The organism is Sphingomonas ginkgonis (assembly GCF_003970925.1).
GTDB lineage: Bacteria > Pseudomonadota > Alphaproteobacteria > Sphingomonadales > Sphingomonadaceae > Sphingomicrobium > Sphingomicrobium ginkgonis.
The window spans coordinates 666,382-683,688 of the sequence record NZ_RWJF01000001.1 but is presented as its reverse complement, the minus strand read 5'-3'; the positions used below and the strand labels follow the sequence as shown (position 1 = coordinate 683,688).

The 17,307-nt window shown below is 70.1% G+C and carries 17 protein-coding genes and 1 tRNA gene; 12 read left to right on the top strand and 6 right to left on the bottom strand.

What is annotated here, in order from left to right; genetic code table 11:
• Window positions 1-5: 5 nt before the first annotated feature.
• From hslV to HMF7854_RS03355, 3 genes are all read left to right on the top strand, one after another.
• Window positions 6-539, top strand: coding sequence for an ATP-dependent protease subunit HslV (gene hslV / locus HMF7854_RS03365; protein WP_126717810.1), 534 nt, complete (start codon window positions 6-8; stop codon window positions 537-539).
• 20 nt (window positions 540-559) lie between these two features.
• Window positions 560-1,855: an ATP-dependent protease ATPase subunit HslU gene (gene hslU / locus HMF7854_RS03360; protein WP_126717809.1), complete on the top strand. Its 1,296-nt coding sequence runs from the start codon at window positions 560-562 to the stop codon at window positions 1,853-1,855.
• 96 nt (window positions 1,856-1,951) lie between these two features.
• The gene (locus HMF7854_RS03355; protein WP_126717808.1) at window positions 1,952-2,653 is read left to right on the top strand and encodes a hypothetical protein; all 702 of its coding nucleotides are present in this window, start codon (window positions 1,952-1,954) and stop codon (window positions 2,651-2,653) included.
• A gap of 27 nt (window positions 2,654-2,680) precedes the next feature.
• Here HMF7854_RS03355 and HMF7854_RS03350 read toward each other — a convergent pair whose 3' ends face one another.
• Together HMF7854_RS03350 and HMF7854_RS03345 are read right to left on the bottom strand one after the other, a co-directional pair.
• Window positions 2,681-4,090, bottom strand: a complete 1,410-nt coding sequence (locus HMF7854_RS03350) for a peptide MFS transporter (RefSeq protein ID WP_126717807.1) — start codon at window positions 4,088-4,090, stop codon at window positions 2,681-2,683.
• A 38-nt stretch (window positions 4,091-4,128) separates the two neighbouring features.
• Entirely contained in the window at window positions 4,129-4,794 is a 666-nt protein-coding gene (locus HMF7854_RS03345) for a TIGR02117 family protein (RefSeq protein WP_239016815.1), read from the bottom strand.
• Between the two features lie 100 nt (window positions 4,795-4,894).
• On the opposite strand from HMF7854_RS03345, the gene HMF7854_RS03340 reads away from it, so the two are divergent.
• From HMF7854_RS03340 to ligA, 9 genes are all read left to right on the top strand, one after another.
• Window positions 4,895-4,971, top strand: a tRNA-Pro gene (locus HMF7854_RS03340).
• A 33-nt stretch (window positions 4,972-5,004) separates the two neighbouring features.
• A complete protein-coding gene (yajC, locus tag HMF7854_RS03335) occupies window positions 5,005-5,349 on the top strand; it encodes a preprotein translocase subunit YajC (RefSeq protein ID WP_126717805.1) in 345 nt (114 codons plus the stop codon).
• Window positions 5,349-6,938 carry a protein translocase subunit SecD gene (gene secD, locus HMF7854_RS03330; protein ID WP_126717804.1) on the top strand — a complete coding sequence of 530 codons (1,590 nt, stop codon included), beginning with the start codon at window positions 5,349-5,351 and terminating at the stop codon, window positions 6,936-6,938. The genes yajC and secD overlap by 1 nt, the downstream gene beginning before the upstream one ends.
• 12 nt (window positions 6,939-6,950) lie before the next feature.
• Window positions 6,951-7,910 (top strand): protein translocase subunit SecF, encoded by a 960-nt coding sequence (secF, locus tag HMF7854_RS03325; RefSeq protein ID WP_126717803.1) that lies wholly within the window; start codon window positions 6,951-6,953, stop codon window positions 7,908-7,910.
• A 95-nt stretch (window positions 7,911-8,005) separates the two neighbouring features.
• Window positions 8,006-8,803, top strand: a complete 798-nt coding sequence (locus HMF7854_RS03320) for an outer membrane protein assembly factor BamD (RefSeq protein ID WP_126720037.1) — start codon at window positions 8,006-8,008, stop codon at window positions 8,801-8,803.
• Window positions 8,804-8,825: 22 nt separating this feature from the next.
• A complete protein-coding gene (gene recN / locus HMF7854_RS03315) occupies window positions 8,826-10,478 on the top strand; it encodes a DNA repair protein RecN (protein ID WP_126717802.1) in 1,653 nt (550 codons plus the stop codon).
• On the top strand, window positions 10,475-10,990 hold the full coding sequence (locus HMF7854_RS03310; protein ID WP_126717801.1) for a DUF1697 domain-containing protein: 516 nt from the start codon (window positions 10,475-10,477) through the stop codon (window positions 10,988-10,990). Before recN ends, HMF7854_RS03310 begins: the two co-directional genes overlap by 4 nt.
• Window positions 10,987-11,706 carry a dienelactone hydrolase family protein gene (locus HMF7854_RS15915; protein ID WP_126717800.1) on the top strand — a complete coding sequence of 240 codons (720 nt, stop codon included), beginning with the start codon at window positions 10,987-10,989 and terminating at the stop codon, window positions 11,704-11,706. Before HMF7854_RS03310 ends, HMF7854_RS15915 begins: the two co-directional genes overlap by 4 nt.
• Window positions 11,707-11,746: 40 nt before the next feature.
• The gene (gene ligA / locus HMF7854_RS03300) at window positions 11,747-13,741 is read left to right on the top strand and encodes an NAD-dependent DNA ligase LigA (protein ID WP_221766463.1); all 1,995 of its coding nucleotides are present in this window, start codon (window positions 11,747-11,749) and stop codon (window positions 13,739-13,741) included.
• Between the two features lie 6 nt (window positions 13,742-13,747).
• Here the strand turns inward: ligA and HMF7854_RS03295 are convergent, their stop codons facing one another.
• The 4 genes from HMF7854_RS03295 to HMF7854_RS03280 are packed head-to-tail and all read right to left on the bottom strand — an operon-like array spanning window position 13,748 to window position 17,286.
• Complete coding sequence (locus HMF7854_RS03295; protein ID WP_126717798.1) at window positions 13,748-14,827, bottom strand: hypothetical protein; 1,080 nt, start codon at window positions 14,825-14,827, stop codon at window positions 13,748-13,750.
• The gene (locus HMF7854_RS03290) at window positions 14,779-15,684 is read right to left on the bottom strand and encodes a 50S ribosomal protein L11 methyltransferase (RefSeq protein ID WP_126717797.1); all 906 of its coding nucleotides are present in this window, start codon (window positions 15,682-15,684) and stop codon (window positions 14,779-14,781) included. Before HMF7854_RS03290 ends, HMF7854_RS03295 begins: the two co-directional genes overlap by 49 nt.
• On the bottom strand, window positions 15,681-16,592 hold the full coding sequence (bla, locus tag HMF7854_RS03285) for a subclass B3 metallo-beta-lactamase (protein ID WP_126717796.1): 912 nt from the start codon (window positions 16,590-16,592) through the stop codon (window positions 15,681-15,683). The genes HMF7854_RS03290 and bla overlap by 4 nt, the downstream gene beginning before the upstream one ends.
• The gene (locus HMF7854_RS03280; RefSeq protein WP_126717795.1) at window positions 16,582-17,286 is read right to left on the bottom strand and encodes an SDR family NAD(P)-dependent oxidoreductase; all 705 of its coding nucleotides are present in this window, start codon (window positions 17,284-17,286) and stop codon (window positions 16,582-16,584) included. The genes bla and HMF7854_RS03280 overlap by 11 nt, the downstream gene beginning before the upstream one ends.
• Window positions 17,287-17,307: the final 21 nt, after the last annotated feature.

Below are 17,307 nucleotides of genomic sequence, written 5' to 3'. Positions count from 1 at the left end.
GAAGCATGGAACAATGGCACGGGACGACGATCCTGGGCGTTCGGCGCGACGGCAGGACCGTCATCGCCGGCGACGGTCAGGTATCGATGGGCAACACGGTGATGAAGCCCAACGCGAAGAAGGTCCGCCGGCTCGGCGCCGAAGGCAAGGTGATCGCCGGGTTCGCCGGCGCGACCGCCGACGCCTTCACCCTGTTCGAGCGGCTGGAGAAGAAGCTCGAACAGTATCGCGGCCAGCTGATGCGCGCCGCGGTTGAGCTCGCCAAGGACTGGCGCACCGACAAATATCTGCGCAACCTTGAGGCGATGATGATCGTCGCCGACGAGGAGACGATGCTGATCCTCACCGGCAACGGCGACGTGCTCGAGCCCGAGGCGGGGATCGCGGCGATCGGCTCGGGCGGCAACTATGCGCTGGCCGCGGCCCGCGCACTCGCCGACTATGAGCCCGACGCCGAGAAGCTCGCCCGCCGCGCCATGGCAATCGCCGCCGAAGTCTGCGTCTTCACCAACGACCGGCTGACAGTCGAGACGGTCTAGGCCGTCGCACAAGGAACAACATGAACGACAATCTCACTCCTAAGGCGATCGTTGCTGCATTGGACGAGCATATCGTCGGCCAGACCGAGGCCAAGCGCGCGGTCGCGGTGGCGCTGCGCAACCGCTGGCGGCGGCAGCGGCTCGGCGCCGATTTGCGCGACGAGGTCACGCCCAAGAACATTTTGATGATCGGCCCGACAGGCTGCGGCAAGACCGAGATCAGCCGGCGGCTGGCGAAGCTCGCCGACGCACCCTTCGTCAAGGTCGAGGCGACCAAGTTCACCGAGGTCGGCTACGTCGGCCGCGACGTCGAGCAGATCGCCCGCGACCTGGTCGAGGAGGCGGTCCGGCTCGAGCGCGAGCGGCGCCGCCTGAAGGTCAAGGATGCCGCGGAGGGCGCGGCGATGGACCGGCTGCTCGACGCGCTCACTGGCAAGGGCTCGTCGGAGGCGACCCGCGAGAGCTTTCGCCAGCGCTTCCGCGACAAGGCGCTGGACAACGCCGAGGTCGAGATCGAGGTCAGCGAGGCGCCCGCCATGCCGTTTGAGATGCCGGGCAACGGCATCGGCATGATCAACCTCTCAGAGATGATGTCCAAGGCGATGGGCGGCGCGCCCAAGAAGCGGCGCAAATTGAAGGTTCCCGACGCATTCACGCGGCTGGTCGAGGAAGAGGCCGACAAGCGGCTCGATCAGGACGATGTCGCCCGCGTCGCGCTGGCCGACGCCGAGGCCAACGGGATCGTCTTTCTCGACGAGATCGATAAGATCGCGGTGAGCGACGTGCGCGGCGGGTCGGTCAGCCGCGAGGGCGTCCAGCGCGACCTTCTGCCCCTGATCGAGGGCACCACGGTGTCGACCAAGTACGGGCCGCTCAAGACCGACCATATCCTGTTCATCGCCTCGGGCGCCTTCCACGTCGCCAAGCCCGCCGACCTTCTTCCCGAGCTCCAGGGACGATTGCCGATCCGGGTCGAGCTGAGCGCGCTCAGCCAGGAAGACTTCGTCCGGATCCTCTCCGCGACCCGCGCCAGCCTCACCGACCAGTACAAGGCGCTGCTCGCCACCGAGGAGGTGTCCGTTGGCTTCACCGACGACGGGATCGCCGCGCTCGCGCGCATCGCCGCCGAGGTCAACGAGGCGGTCGAGAACATCGGCGCGCGCCGGCTCCAGACCGTGATGGAGAAGCTGCTCGAGGATATCAGCTTCGAAGCCGAGGATCGGCGGGGCGAGACGCTCACCGTCAACGCCGGGTTCGTCGATCGCCAGCTCTCCTCAATCGCCCGCAACGCCGACCTGTCGCGCTACGTCCTGTAAGCTTGCGGTCATCCTCCCGAATCACTCGCTTCGCCGTAAAGGCTGAACCTCCGTGCGCGCAGGGCCGTTGGAAACGGCAGAAAAACGGAGGTTTTGATGAGTATCCGAGCCAAATTGCTGAGCGCCGCGCTGCTGACGGCCTGCTCGCCGGCGCTGGTCCATGCCCAGACGGCGACCACCACCGCCCCGGTGGTGAAGCCGACGACGCCGGCCCAGACCCGGACGACAACGACGAACAGCACGACCGCGACGACGCCGGTTCCGGATTCCACCGGCACGATGATGGGCACGCAGCGGACGACCGACACGACCGCGACGACGACCACGCAGCCGGCGACCCCCGCCACCTCGGCCACCCCGAACGGGGCGGGCACGCCCGCCACTCCGGCGACCCCGGCCACGCCCGCCTCGCCGAGCGCGACCCAGCGCACCACCTCGACGACGACCACGGCTCCTGACGCCAGCGGGACGTCGGCCACGTCGACCACGACCACGACCACCGAACCCGCGACCGACAAGACCGGTGCGACGGTGACCGCCGCGACCGCCGCCGACATCAAGGCCGGCGTTCCGGTGTTCGACGCCCAGGGCGGCGTCGTCGGCAAGGTCGAGAAGGTCAGCGCCAGCGGCGTGGTGGTCGCCACGGGCAAGGCCCGCGCCGAGATCCCGACCACCAGCTTCGGCAAGAACGACAAGGGCCTCGTCATGAGCATGACCAAGGCCGAGCTCGAGGCGGCGTCGGCCAAGGCGGCCCCGGCTGCATCGACCAAGACGACCACCCGGTCGAAGAAGAAGTAGCGGCTTGCCCGCGCGCGACCCGGCCGGTCAGCCCGGCTGGGGTACCGCGTCGGGTTGCACTTCGGGCAGCACGGACCCGTCGTCTGCCTCGGGCAGGCGGCGGGTCAGCGTGCCAGCCAGCAGCAGGAAGCAGAGTCCCGCGCCGCCGACGATCTCGGCGTGGAGCAGCCAGAAGGAACGCGCGGGCCAGCTCCCGTAGAGCCCGCCGAGCCGGCCGCTGACCAGGCTTCCGGTCGTCACCGCCAGCATGACCAGCCCGAGCATCGCGCCGCGGGTCCGCTCCGGCGCTCGGGTCAGGAAAAAGGCGTTGGTGACCGGCGCGAAGAACAGCCAGCCGCTGTTCGAGACCAGGTGGAACAGCACCGGCAGCACCAGGGGGACGCGCTCCGGGCTTCCGCGCGGCTGCGACGCCGCGGCCAGGATCAGCACCCCAGCGGCGAAGATCAGGCAGCCGATCCCCATCTTGGCCGGCATCGACGGCTCGCGTCCGCGTTCCGCCTGCCGCCGCCAGAACAGCAGCGCGAGCGGCAGGAACAGCACCGGGCTGATCCCGTCGAGCGATTGGAGCCAAGGCACCGGCACCGGGAAGCCGAGCACGACCATGTCGACCTGGTCGCGCACCCACAGGTTGTAGGTGTTCCAGACCTGGGTCTGCGCGATCCAGAACCCGCTCAGCAGCGGCCAGACGGCGAGCAGCAACCCAACCCGCCGCCGCTCCTCCTGCGATAGCGGGACGCGCTCGGCCGGCGCCGCGCGCGGCGGCTCGGGGGCGAGATAGCGCTGCCCCCAGACGTAGAGCAGCAGCCCCGCCAGCATCCCCAGCCCGGCAAAGCCGAACCCGACGTGCCAGCCCCAGAAGGCGGCCAATGCGCCGGTCGCAATCGGGGCGATGAACGCGCCGACGTTGATCCCGAGATAGTAGAGCTGGAAGGCGTCGGCCTGGCGCCGGTCGCCGGCGGGGTAGAGCAGCTTGAGCTGCGGCATAAGGTTGCCGCGCAGCAGCCCGGCGCCGACCGCCACGAACAGCATGCCGAACAGGAAGCTTGCGTCGAAGGCAAGGCTGAAATGGCCGATCGTCATCAGCAGCGCGCCGAGCGTGACGGTCAGCCGCCGGCTGAGGAAACGGTCACCGATCCATCCGCCGAGGATCGGGGTGGCGTAGACCAGCGCGACGTAGATGCCGAACGTTTGGGTCGCGAGCGCCTCAATGGTGAGCGGGCCGGTCACCGCCTCGATTGCTCGGCGGAACGGCCCGAGCGCGACCACCCGCTCGGCATGGCCTGGCGTCAGCAGCTCCCCCGCGAGATAGAGCGTGAGGATCGCCTGCATGCCGTGGAAGCTGATGCGGTCCCACAGCTCGGTCCCGGCGAGCACCCACAGTCCGCGCGGGTGACCCAGCATCGCCTCGTCCCGCGCCGCCGCTCCGTCCGAGGTCATTCACGCTCCCGCGACCGTTGGTTGGCCAGCCTGTCACATCAGGAGCCCGCGGGCAAAGTCTCGGTCGATGGTTCGCGATAGCGCCACGTCAGTCCCTGCGCGAAGGGCGGCCACAGGCTGGTCCTGACGCCTGCCAGCCGCAGCCGGTCCGCGGTCCAGGCATTGCAGGTGGCGAGCGCGTTGGCCCGGCCGGTCCCACGGTAAAAGGCATCTGCCGGCCCGTAGCCCGAATGGTCGATCCGCCGCGGGCGCCCCCGCGGGTCCAGCGCGAAGCCGGCGCGGATCGCCGCCCACAGCCGGCGATATTCCTCGGGGCGCAGCCGGATCGTCCGGGCGTGCCACGCCGGGTCGCTCACCCACTCGACGTGCATCACCCGCTCGCCGCCCGCGAGCGCCGACCAGAGCGTCCGTGGGCGTAGGTCGCGCCAGCGCGGCGTGTCGAGATAGACCCTTTTCTCGCCCATCCCGAACGCCACCCAGCGCGCGCCGGGATCGGGATCGGCGAAGTCCCGCGTCGGCAGCAACGGCCTCCAGTCGAGCCCCTCGGCGCGAGCCGGGAGAACGAGATCGGTGTGGATCCCGTTGGATGCGAGATAGACGGTGACGCCCTGCGCGGGCTCGCGCCAGGCGCCATTGGCCGGGATCAGCGATCCTGCCAACGCCGCCGCGAGATACAGCGCGGGCAACGCCAGAATGGCCAGCAACAGGCGTTTTCCCGCGCTTCGACGCCGGCGCCGTCGCGCCATTTGCCACCCCTCCCTTGCCTTGCCCGGCTGGCCCCACTAGATGCCGCGCCTTGATAGTCGGGGCGTAGCGCAGCCTGGTAGCGCATCACACTGGGGGTGTGGAGGTCGCAGGTTCGAATCCTGTCGCCCCGACCATCTTGCCCCTTTGAGCGAGTGTCATCGAAGCGGATGTCATCCCATTTCCTCCTGAGCACGGCTGCAGCCGCGGGCGCCCCGGGCGGCGCCGCCGCCGGCCTCTCCTTCCTGATCCCGATGGGGCTGATGCTCCTGATCTTCTGGCTGCTGGTGTGGCGGCCGCAGGCGCAGCAGGTGAAGACCCATCGCGCCGCGATCGCCGCGGTCAAGAAGGGTGACGAGGTGATCCTCGGCGGCGGCATCCGCGGCAGGGTGACCAAACTGGTCGGCGACGACGAGGCCGAGGTGGAGATCGCCCCGACCGTCCGCGTCCGGGTGGTCAAGTCGACCTTCACCCAGGTGGTGACCGCCGCCTCGACCAAGCCGGCGAACGACTGATGCTCGATTTCCCCAAGTGGAAGGTCTGGACGATCTTCCTCGTGATCGCGGTCGGGATCGTGCTGGCGGTGCCCAGCCTGTTCCCCAAGTCACAGGTCGAGACCTGGCCGTCGTGGGCGCCCAAGGAGCAGATCAGCCTCGGACTCGATCTCGCCGGCGGCTCGCACCTCCTGCTCGAGGCCGATGCCGTCGACGCCGCCAAGCAGCGCGTCGCGGCGATGGAGGACGAGGTTTCGACCGAACTCCGCCGCGATCCACGGATCGAGATCGGCGACGTGTCGACCGCCAACAGCCGCCTGAGCTTCATGGTCCGCGACCCGACCCAGCTCGATGCCGCGGTCGAGCGGATTCGGACTCTGACCCGCCCGGTCGCGCTGACCGGCGCGCGCGATTGGGACGTGGCGGTGGTCGACCAAACCCGCATCGTTCTCACGCCGACCGCGACGGGCTCGGCCAATGCGCTGAAACAAGCGATGACCGTCGCCCGCGACGTCGTGCGCCGCCGCATCGATCCGAGCGGCACCAAGGAAGTCACCGTCATCAACGAGGGCGACAACCGCATTCTCGTCCAGGTCCCGGGCGTCGAGAACCCCGAGGCGCTGAAGAAGCTGATCGGCCAGACCGCCCGTCTCGAGTTCAAGCTGGTCGACCTCCAGGCCAACCCGCAGGAAGTCGCGGCGGGTCACGCGCCGGCCGGCAGCCAGGTCCTGCCGATGGCCAGCGGCGGCGGCGCCATCGCGGTCAAGCGCCGGGTGATCGTGTCCGGCGACCAGGTTACCGATGCGCGCCAGAGCTTCGACCAGGACGGCCGCCCGGTGGTCACGCTCAAGTTCAACACGGCGGGCGCCAAGCGCTTCGCCCGGGTCACCCAGGAAAATACCGGCAAGCCCTTCGCGATCATCCTCGACGACAAGGTGCTGTCGGCGCCCAACATCAACGAGCCGATCCTCGGCGGCTCGGCGCAGATCAGCGGCAACTTCACCGTCCAGAGCGCCAACGACCTCGCGATCAGCCTCGCCTCGGGCAAGCTGCCGGTGAAGCTGAACGTGGTCGAGGAGCGCAGCGTCGGGCCCGACCTCGGCAAGGACTCGATCCACAAGGGCGCGATCGCCTCGATCGTCGCGGTGCTCGCGGTGATCGTGTTCATGCTGCTGACCTATGGCCGCTTCGGGGTCTATGCGACCGCCGCGCTGATCGTGAACGCCTTCCTGATCCTCGGCATCATGGCGATGTTCAACGCCACGCTGACCCTGCCCGGGATCGCCGGCTTCATCCTGACGATCGGTGCCGCGGTCGATGCGAACGTGCTGATCAACGAGCGCATCCGCGAGGAACTGCGTCGCGGTCGGCGGGTGCTCGACGCGATCGAGACCGGCTACCACGAGGCGCGGCGCGCGATCTTCGACGCCAACCTCACCCACGTCATCGCGGCGATGCTGATGGTCTACTTCGGCTCGGGCCCGGTCCGCGGCTTCGCGGTGGTCCTGCTGATCGGCGTCGTCACCTCCTTCTTCACCGCCGTCTTCTTCACCCGCATGCTGGTCGCGCTGTGGGCACGGCGCTCGCGTCCGCGCGAACTGCATATCTAGGGGCTGCCAGCGATGAAGCTGCTCAAGCTTGTTCCCGAGAACACCAATCTCGACTTCATGCGCTACCGCAACGTGGCGCTGGTGATCTCGCTGATCGTCACCGTGCTGGCGATCGGCTTCACCGCCGTCCAGGGGCTGAACTTCGGCGTCGACTTCGTCGGCGGCCAGATGATCCGCACCACCTTCGCCCGGCCGATCGACGTCGAGCAGCTGCGCGGCCGGGTCGAGGGGCTGCACCTCGGCGAGGCGAACATTCAGGAGTTCGGCGGACCGACCACCTACCAGATCCGGCTGCCGCGGCCGGGCGGCGGTGCCAACGCCGCCAACCTTGCCGCCGAGCGGGTCAAGTCGATGCTCGCCGCCGACTATCCCGGCTCGCGGATCGACTCGGTCGACACCGTCTCGGGCAAGGTCTCGGAGGAGCTGGCGCAGAACGGCGCGATCGCGATCGCCCTCGCCATGCTCGGCATCGCCATCTATATCTGGTTCCGCTTTGAATGGCAGTTCGGGGTCGGCGCGCTGCTGACGCTTGGCCACGACGTCGCCATGACGCTCGGCTTCTTCAGCTTCACCCGGTTGCCGGTCGACCTCAACGTCGTCGCCGCGATCCTCACCATCATCGGCTATTCGCTCAACGACACGGTCGTCATCTACGACCGCATCCGCGAGAACCTCCGCAAGTACCGCAAGATGGCGATCCTGCCGCTGCTCAACCTCTCGCTCAACGAGACTCTGGCGCGCACCGTCGTCACCTCGCTGACCGTGTTGATCGCACTCGGGATCCTGATGGCGATCGGTCCCGAAGTCGTGTTCGGCCTCGCCATCGCCATCTTCCTCGGCGTGTTCATCGGCACCTATTCGTCGATCTACATCTCGGCCCCGGTTCTCGTCTGGCTCGGCATCAACCCGTCGAGCTTCGTCAAGAACGAGGAGCCGGATCCGACCGCCAAGGCCGAGCCGCAGCGGGTCTGACCCGGGCGGATGCGCAAGGCGGGGTTCAGCTTGGCCGCGCCAAGCAGCGCTTGGCTCCCCCCAGACCCCACGCTAGAAGGCGACCCATGTCGAAGATGACCCGTTTCGCGCCGGCCCTGATCGCCTGTGCCGTGCTGCTGCCCGCCGTGTCCGGCTGCGCCGGCAAGAAGGCCAAGGGCGACACCAACTATGTGGCCCGCGACGTCAACACGCTCTACGCGCTCGCCAAGAAGAACCTCGACCAGCAGAACTATGCCGATGCGGCCAAGCTGTTCGACGAGGTCGAGCGGCAGCACCCCTATTCGGTCTGGGCCCGCCGGGCGCAGCTCATGAGCGCGTTCAGCTACTACATGGCGAAGCAGTACACCGACGCGGTGAGCTCGGGGAACCGATTCCTGTCGATCCACCCCGGCAACAAGGACGCGCCCTACGCCAGCTATCTGATCGCGATGAGCTACTACAATCAGATCGCAGACGTGACCCGCGACCAGAAGATCACCCAGCAGGCCAGCGACAGCTTCGGCGAGCTGATCCGCCGCTATCCCGACAGCCGCTACGCCTCCGACGCGCGGCTCAAGCTCGACCTCATCAACGACCATCTCGCCGGCAAGGAGATGGAGGTCGGCCGCTTCTACCAGCGCTCGGGCCAGTGGCTGGCCTCGGTCACCCGCTTCCGCAGCGTGGTCGACAAGTACCAGACCACCAGCCACGCGCCCGAGGCGCTCGAGCGGCTGACCGAATCTTACCTCGCGCTCGGCTTGCCGGACGAGGCGGAGAAGTCGGCGGCGGTGCTCGGCAAGAATTATCCGGGCAGCGTCTGGTACAAGCGCGCCTTCACGCTGATCCAGACCAAGATGCCGCGCCAGGCGGCGCAAACGGCGTCGGCCAAGTAGAGAGGAGCCGCGCCCCCGCTCGATGCTGAGGCAGCTCGTCATCCGCGACGTGGTGCTGATCGAGCGGCTCGAGCTCGAGTTCGGTGCCGGCCTCGGCGTGCTGACCGGGGAGACCGGTGCCGGCAAGTCGATCCTGCTCGACAGCCTCGGCCTGGCGCTTGGCGCGCGCGCCGATGCCGGGCTGGTCCGCAGCGGCCAGGACGGCGCCGCCGTCTCCGCGGCGTTCGACGTGCCGGCTGACCACCCGTCCGCCGCGCTGCTCGACGAACTGGGCATGGACTCCGAGCCGGGCGAGCCGCTGCTGCTGCGTCGGACCGTCAAGGCGGATGGCGGCAGCCGCGGCTTCGTCGGCGGCAGCCCGGCGCCGGCCGGGACTCTGCGCGAGCTGGGCTCGACCTTGGTGGAGATCCACGGCCAGCACGACGATCGCGGGCTGCTCAACCCCAAGGGCCATCGCGCCCTGCTCGACACGTTCGGCAAGCTCGACACCCGCGGCGTGGCGCAGGCATGGAGCCGCGTAGCGCAGCTCGAGCGCGACCTCGCCGAGGCTCGGGCGACCGCCGACAGCGCGGAGCGCGATCGCGACTATCTCCAGCATGCCGCCGCCGAGATCGCCGCGCTGGCGCCCGAGCTCGGCGAGGAGACCAGCCTCGCCGAGGAGCGCGCCGCGATGCAGGCCGGCGCCAAGGCCGGCGAGACGCTGACCGGCCTCGACGAGCTGCTCGGCGGCTCCGACGGCGCGCTCGCGCAGCTCCGCTCGGCCGCCCGCAGGATCGAGCGCGGGGCGGCCGAACACGAGCTCCTCGCCGAAGCGCTCGCCAGCCTCGACCGCGCGGTCATCGAGGCGAGCGAGGCCGAGGACCGGATCGCCCGCGCCGCCGAGGGGCTCGCCTTCGACCCGCGCCGGCTGGAAACGGTCGAGAGCCGCCTGTTCGACATTCGCGCGCTCGCCCGCAAGCACCGGGTCGAGCCCGATGCGCTCGCCGCGCTCGGCGAGGAGATGCAGGCGCGGCTTCAGGCAATCGAGGCCGGCGGCGAGCGGATCGCCATGCTCGAGACCGAGCTGACCCACGCCCGCGCCGCGTTCGACACCGCCGCCGCCGCCCTTTCCGACCAGCGCCGTGCCGCCGGCGCCCGGCTCGACGACGCCGTCGCCGCCGAGCTCGCGCCCCTGAAGCTCGACGCCGCCCGCTTCCGCACCGCGATCGCTTCCGCCGAGCCGGGCCCGAGCGGCACCGACCGGGTCGAGTTCGAAGTCTCGACCAACCCCGGCGCACCGTTCGGTCCGCTGACCCGCATCGCCTCGGGCGGTGAGCTGTCGCGCTTCATCCTCGCCCTGAAGGTCGCGCTGGCAGAGGCCGGCGGCGCCTCGACAATGATCTTCGACGAGATCGACCGCGGGGTCGGCGGCGCCGTCGCGTCGGCGATCGGCGAGCGGCTGGCCCGCCTCGCCGGCCGCGCCCAGCTCCTCGTCGTCACCCATTCGCCGCAGGTCGCCGCCCGCGCCGCGCATCACTTCCGGATCGAGAAGGCGCACGGTCCGGACGGCACCCGGACCACGGTCGTCCGCCTGTCCGACGCCGAACGCCGCGAGGAGATCGCCCGGATGCTGTCGGGCGCGGCGATCACCGACGAGGCGCGCGCCCAGGCCGCCCGGCTGCTCGAGGCGGCGTGACCGGCTGGGCGGCGCTGCTCCGCGCCGTCAACGTCGGCGGCACGGGCAAGCTGCCGATGGCCGAGCTCAAGGCGCTGGCCGACGAGCTCGGCCTGTCCGCCGCCCGCACTTTCATCGCCAGCGGCAATCTGGTGTTCGCCGACGGACGCGACGCGGACGAGCTGCGCGCGCTGCTCGATCAGGCGCTCCGCGACCGCTTCGGTCTGTCCACCGCGGTCCACCTCCGCACCGCCGCCGAGCTGCGCGCGATCGTTGGGCGGAACCCCTTCGCCGATGCGCCGGGCAACACCACCGTCGCCATCTTCCTCGACCGCCCGCCATCCGCCGTCGACCTCGACCGGGTCAGCGGACAAGGCGTTGAGCGGCTGGCGCTCGGCCCGCGCGAAATCTATGTCGCCTATGGTCCGGGCATGGGCCGGTCCCGGCTGCGCATCCCGGCGGCAGCGACCGGCACCGCCCGCAACATGAACAGTGTCGCCCGGCTCGCGGCGATGGCAGAGGAGCTTCGATGACCGACTACAAGCCGATCCCGACCGAGTTCGAGGGCGAAAGCCTGGAGAGCGCCTGGCTCCCGGTGCCCGGGGTGCAGAGCGCGCCCTCGGTGCTCATCTTCCCCACCGTCATGGGCGTGACCGATCTCGAGCTCGGGTTCGGCGCGAAGCTCAACGCCAAGGGCTACAGCGCGCTGGTCGGCGACCTGTTCGGGAAGAAGTTTCACGGCGCGCCGCGCGATACGATGTTCGGCGAGCTCAACCGCCTCAAGGGCGACCGCGCCGCGCTCCGCCGCCGCGTCATCCACTTGTTCGAGACGATGCAGGCGCAGGATGGCAGCGAATCGCAGCGCACCGCCGCGATCGGCTTCTGCTTCGGCGGCCTTTGCGCGCTCGACCTCGCCCGCTCGGGCACCCAGCTGGACGGCGTGGCGAGCTTCCACGGCTTGTTCGACCCGCCCGGCCTGCCGCCGGAAAAGATCAAGCCCAAGGTCATCGCTTTCCACGGCTGGGACGACCCGATGGTCAAGCCGGACGCGGTCGAGGCGCTCGCCAGGGAGCTGACCGACGCCGGCGCCGACTGGCAGATCCACGCCTATGGCCATGTCGGCCACGGCTTCACCAATCCCAACGCGTCGAGCGAGATCGGCATCCCCGGGGTGCAGTACAACGAGCTCGCCGCCAAGCGCAGCTGGGCTAATCTCGAGCTGTTCCTCGGAGAACTCTTTGGCGAGTGACCCGGCGACCCTCGGGGAGGCGGAGGCCGCGAACCGGCTGATGCGGCTGGCGCGCGAGATCGCGCGGCACAACCGGCTCTACCACGACCAGGACGCGCCGGCGATCAGCGATGCCGACTATGACGCGCTGGTGCGGGAGAATGCGGCGCTCGAGGCCGCCTTCCCGCACCTCGTGCGCGCCGACTCGCCATCGCGGCAGGTCGGCGCGGCGCCCACCTCCGCGCTCGCCAAGGTCACCCACGCTCGGCCGATGCTGAGCCTGGAGAATGGCTTCAGCGACGAGGACGTGCGCGAGTTCGTCGCGCGGGTCCGCCGCTTCCTCAGCCTTCCCGCCGACGAGCCGGTCGCGCTCACCGCCGAGCCCAAGATCGACGGCCTGTCCTGCTCGCTCCGCTACGAGGGCGGCGGGCTGGTCCTCGCCGCCACCCGCGGCGACGGCGCCATCGGCGAGGATGTCACCCCCAACGTCCGCACAATCGGCGACATCCCGCAGGTGCTTGACGGCGCGGCCGCGACGATGGAAGTGCGCGGCGAAATCTACATGGCCAAGTCCGACTTCGCGGCGCTGAACGGTCGCCAGGAAGAGAGCGGCGGCAAGGTCTTCGCCAACCCGCGCAACGCCGCGGCCGGTTCGCTCCGCCAGAAGGATGCGGGGATCACCGCGGCCCGCCCGCTGCGCTTCCTTGCCCACGGCTGGGGCGAGCTGTCGGAGCCGCTCGGCCCGACCCAGTTCGCCGCGATGCAGCGCCTCGAAGCCCTCGGCTTCCCGGTCAGCGACCTGTTCGTGCGCTGCGAGACTGTCGAGGACGCGCTCGCCCACTACCGCCTGATCGAACAGCGCCGCGCCGACCTCCCGTTCGACATCGACGGGGTCGTCTACAAGGTCGACCGGATCGACTGGCAGGAGCGGCTCGGCTTCGTCGGCCGCGCGCCGCGCTGGGGCCTCGCCCACAAGTTCCCCGCCGAGAAGGCGGAGACGACGCTCGAGCGGATCACCATTCAGGTCGGCCGCACCGGCAAGCTGACGCCGGTCGGCCGCCTCACCCCGGTCGGCGTCGGCGGGGTGATCGTCGCCAACGTCACGCTCCACAACCGCGACGAGATCGCCCGCCTCGGCCTGCGCGAAGGCGACCGGGTCCGCATCCAGCGTGCCGGCGACGTCATCCCGCAAGTGGTCGAGAACCTCAGCCGCGACGAGCAGCGCGCGCCTTATGTCTTTCCCGACCATTGCCCCGAATGCGGCTCCGAAGCCGTCGCGGAAGAGGGCGAGGTCGACGTCCGCTGCACCGGCGGTCTCATCTGCCCCGCCCAGCGCATCGAGCGGCTCAAGCATTTCGTCAGCCGCGGCGCGATGGACATCGAGGGACTGGGCGAGAAGTCGATCCTCGAGTTCGTCGAATTGGGCTGGCTGCACGGCCCCGCCGACATCTTCCGCCTCGCCGAGCATCGCGCCGATCTCATCGGCCGCGAGGGCTGGAAGGAGAAGAGCGTCGACAACCTTCTCGCCGCGATCGACGCCAAGCGCGGCTTCGACCCGGCGCGGCTGCTGTTCGGGCTCGGCATCCGCCACGTCGGGATCGTCACCGCGCGTGACCTGATGAAGTGCTTCGGCACGGTCGAGGCGCTCGAAGGCGCGGCCGTGAACGAGAATGGCCAGGCCGAGCTCTCCGCGGTCGAGGGCGTCGGCCCGGTCGTCGCCGAGGCGATCTGCGACTTCTTCCACGAACCCCACAACCGCGAAGCGCTCGCCGACCTGCTCGCGCTCGCCCGGCCCGCCGCCTTCGTCAGCCAGGCGCGCGACACGGCGTGGAGCGGCAAGACGATCGTCTTCACCGGCAGCCTCGAGACGATGAGCCGCGACGAGGCCAAGGCGCAGGCCGAACGCCTCGGTGCGCGCGCCGCGGGCAGCGTCAGCGCCAAGACCGACCTGGTTGTCGCTGGCCCGGGCGCCGGATCCAAGCTCAAGAAGGCGGCCGAACTCGGCGTCCGGGTGGTCGACGAGGCGGAATGGGCGAAGATCGTGGCGGAGGCCTGACGCCGCCTAGTTCTTGGTCCATTGCAGCCAGGGCCTCCGGATCGGCCGGCGCGCCGGTGCCAGGAGCGGTGCGGTCGCATAGCCGAGCGCCCCGAGAACGACGCCCATCCGCTCCGCCAGCGCCGCGTTGCTGCGCCAGAAGCGCTCGCGAATCCAGGCGCAGGTCTCGTCGCCCAGCAGCCGCTCCGTGCTCGGCACCGCGCCGAACACCGGGCTTCGGTTCAGCCGTTCCAGCAGCCATTTGCGCGCGGTGTACCAATAGGGAAGGTGGAACAGCACGGTCTTGTCGGCGACCGCGCGTCGGGTGAACAGGTTGGCGCCCCGCACCACCGGGATCAGCCCGGTGCGGTACGCCCCGTTGACCCCGCGCAGCGAGGTCTCGCTCGGCGGCTCCAGCCCCAGTTCGGCGCAGAAGCGCACGAGGAAGCCGGCGCGGTCGCGGCGGAACTGCTCAAATGCGAAGACATGGACGCGGTCGCGCCCGAACAGCCGGTCGTAGTGCGCGACCAGCCGGTCGAACTCGAATGCCGCGAAGTCGAACCGCGGCACCTTGAGCGGCCGCTGGTGGCCGAGGTGCCGGTAGTCGGCGGGGAAAAGATAACGACTCGCGCTCGTGGTGCCACCCTCGCGCAGATACTGGTGGTAGTGGGACGCGGCGAGCGCGGCCTGCTCGCGCACGAAGATGACGACCTCTCCGTCTGGTGCCACCGCGTGAAGCTCGCTCGCCAGTTCCTTCGCGACATAGCAGCTCAGCAGCCCGCCATTGTGGAGGATGCCGGAGAGATCCTCCTCGCAGATGATCGCCGGCTCGGCCTCGTCCAGCCCCAGCGAGAGACGCGCCGCGGCGGGGTCGAAACCGAGCGGCGAGCCCGCCAGCAGGGTCGAGCGGACCAGCCGCCGGTCGAGGTAGCGGCGCCCTGACAACGCCGGGTAGAATTCATCCTGGAACCAGCTGGTGGCGGTCTTGTGAACCCCGACGTGGAGGATGGGTCCGGGCCGGCGCTCGCGGGCGAAGAACAGCCGCCCGTCGGACGCGTCTACGCGTCGGAGGCGTGTGTCGCCGTCTCCAGCACCAGGACGCGCCATTCTCCCTTTCCGCCGTCAACAAGCGCGCAATTCAGCCGTTTGTAAGCTTCTGCTACCGCGTCGGCTTGGGAGTCCAAGAGCCCGGCGAGCAAGATGGTTCCACCCGGCGCGACCGACTCCACGAACGCCGGCGCAAGCTCGATCAGCGGCCCCGCGAGGATGTTGGCGATGAGCAGGTCGAACGGCGCCCGCGCCGCGAGCAGCGGGTGGTCCATGCCGTCGGCGACCGCCAACAGCAGCTCGCCCGTGCCATGGCCGGCCCGGACCTCGTTGATCGCGGCATTCTCCTCGGTGACGTCGATCGAGACAGGATCGATGTCGGTCGCGACGCCCTTTGCCTCGGGCCAGAGCGCCAGCGCGGCGAAGGCGAGCAGCCCGGTGCCGGTGCCGATGTCGGCGATGTTGCGGAACGTCTTGCCCGCGCGCTCGAGCCTGTCGAGCGCGGCGAGGCATCCCGCGGTCGTCGCATGCTGGCCCGTGCCGAAGGCGAGTCCGGCGTCGATCTCGAAGCTGGTCGCTCCCGCCGGACGGTCGTCGCGGTGGGTCGGCGTATGGACGAAGAAGCGGCCCGCGCGGATGGGCTCGAGCCCCGCCTGGCTCAACGTCACCCAGTCGCTCTCGACCAGTTCCTCGACCGTCACCGCGCCCTGCCCCAGCCCGGCCAGGAGGGCCTGCTCCTCGGCGCTCGGCGCATGGTCGAAATAGGCGTGGAGAAGCCACTCGTCAGGACGATGCGGATCCGGTTCGTCGGCGACCAGCACCGGCGCGCTCGCCTGGTCGGCGAACAGCTCCTCGCCCTCGGGCAGCGCTTCCGCCTGCGCCCGGCTGCAGGCCAGGGTCGCGCGCCAGCTCGTCATTTGACCGCTTCCCTCGCGAGGCGCTCGTCGAGGTCGCGCCCGCGCTTCGCCGCGTAGGCCTTGCATCCGCCCTCGTCGAGCAGCGGCTTGCCGGCGGCGATCCGCTCCCGGAACTGGCTGGCGTCGGGGTGCGGGGTCAGCAGGATCTCGCAGCGCGACGCCGCCAGCTTGGCCAGCGAGGCGCGGAAGGCCGCGACATAGGCGGGATGGTCGCTGAAGCGGTAATCCTTGCCGCTCACCGGCGAGAGGCTGTCGGCATAGACCATCGTCCGGCACACCGCGCCGTCGCATGCCTCCCACCGCCAGCTGGTCGCCCCCGCCGTGTGTCCCGGCGTGGCGATCGCGTCGATGCGGAGATTGTCGAGGACGAGGGAGTCGCCGTCGCGGACCACTCGCTCGACGCGGACCGGCGGGAAGGGCTTGATGGTCCCAAACTGCGGATCGTCGCGCGCCGGCTGGCCGGTCTCGAGCACTCGCGCCGCGGCGGCGGAGGCGACCACCGCGGCGCCGCTCAGCTTCTGCAGGCGGGCGACGCCGCCGACATGGTCGGCATGCTCGTGGCTGACGAGGATGTAGCGGATGTCGCGCAGGCGGAAGCCCAGCTCGCGGATGTTGTCGGCGATAAGGTCGGCGTCGGCCTCGGTGCCGCCGTCGATCAGCACATTGCCCTGCGCGCCGACGATCAGGATCGAGGCGATGCCGCAGGTCCCGACATAATAGGTGTTGGCGTGAAGCCGGACCGGCGGCGCCGGCTTCTCCCAGTCGGTCGAGGTCCCGCATTCCGCGGCCCAGGCGGGACCGGCCTGCTCGATCGGCGCGCGCGGGAGCTCGGGATGCGGCGGCACCTTGCCGAGCGGGACGGTGATCTGCTGCATCGCCAGCAGCAGCGCGAGAAGACTAGCGAACAAAGCTTGCTCCGTTGACGTCGACCACTGCCCCGGTCGCGCTCGGCGGCGCCTCGGTGGCGAGCCAGCGGATCGTCTCCGCGACCTCGTCGGTGCTGGCGACCCGGCCGAGCGGGATGTCGGCGAGCAGCTGCTCGCCGCCGCGGCTGGAGAGATAATCCTCGGCCATGCCGGTCATGGTGAAGCCGGGGGTCACCGCGAAGGCGAGGATCTCCTCGCGGGCGAAGCCGCGCGCGATCGACTTGGTCATCGCCACCATCGCGCCCTTCGACGCGGCATAGTGCCAGTGCGCCGGAGAATCGCCGCGATAGGCGGCGCGGCTCGCGACGTTGACGATCCGCCCGCCCTGCCCGCGCTCGCGGAAGTGTCGGATCGCCAGGCGGCAGAGATCGGCCGAGGCCTGGAGGTTGACGGTCATCGTCCGCGCCCAGTCGGCGTGCCACTGCTCGTCGTCGCCGTCGAGGTCGAAGCCTTCGAAGATGCCGGCGTTGTTGACGAGGACGTCGATGCGCCCGCCGAGCTGCTCCAGCGCCGCCTCGAACAGCTTTCGCGGAGCGGACGGGTCGGTGAGGTCGGCGGCGACCAGCCCGTCGCCGCCCCGGCTGCTGTGCCCGGCGACCTGGTGACCGCGGGTGCGCAGCAGGTCGTAGGCGGCGGCGCCGATGCCCCGGCTGGCGCCGGTCAGGAGGATGTTCATGGGCCCGCTGCCTAGCGCCCG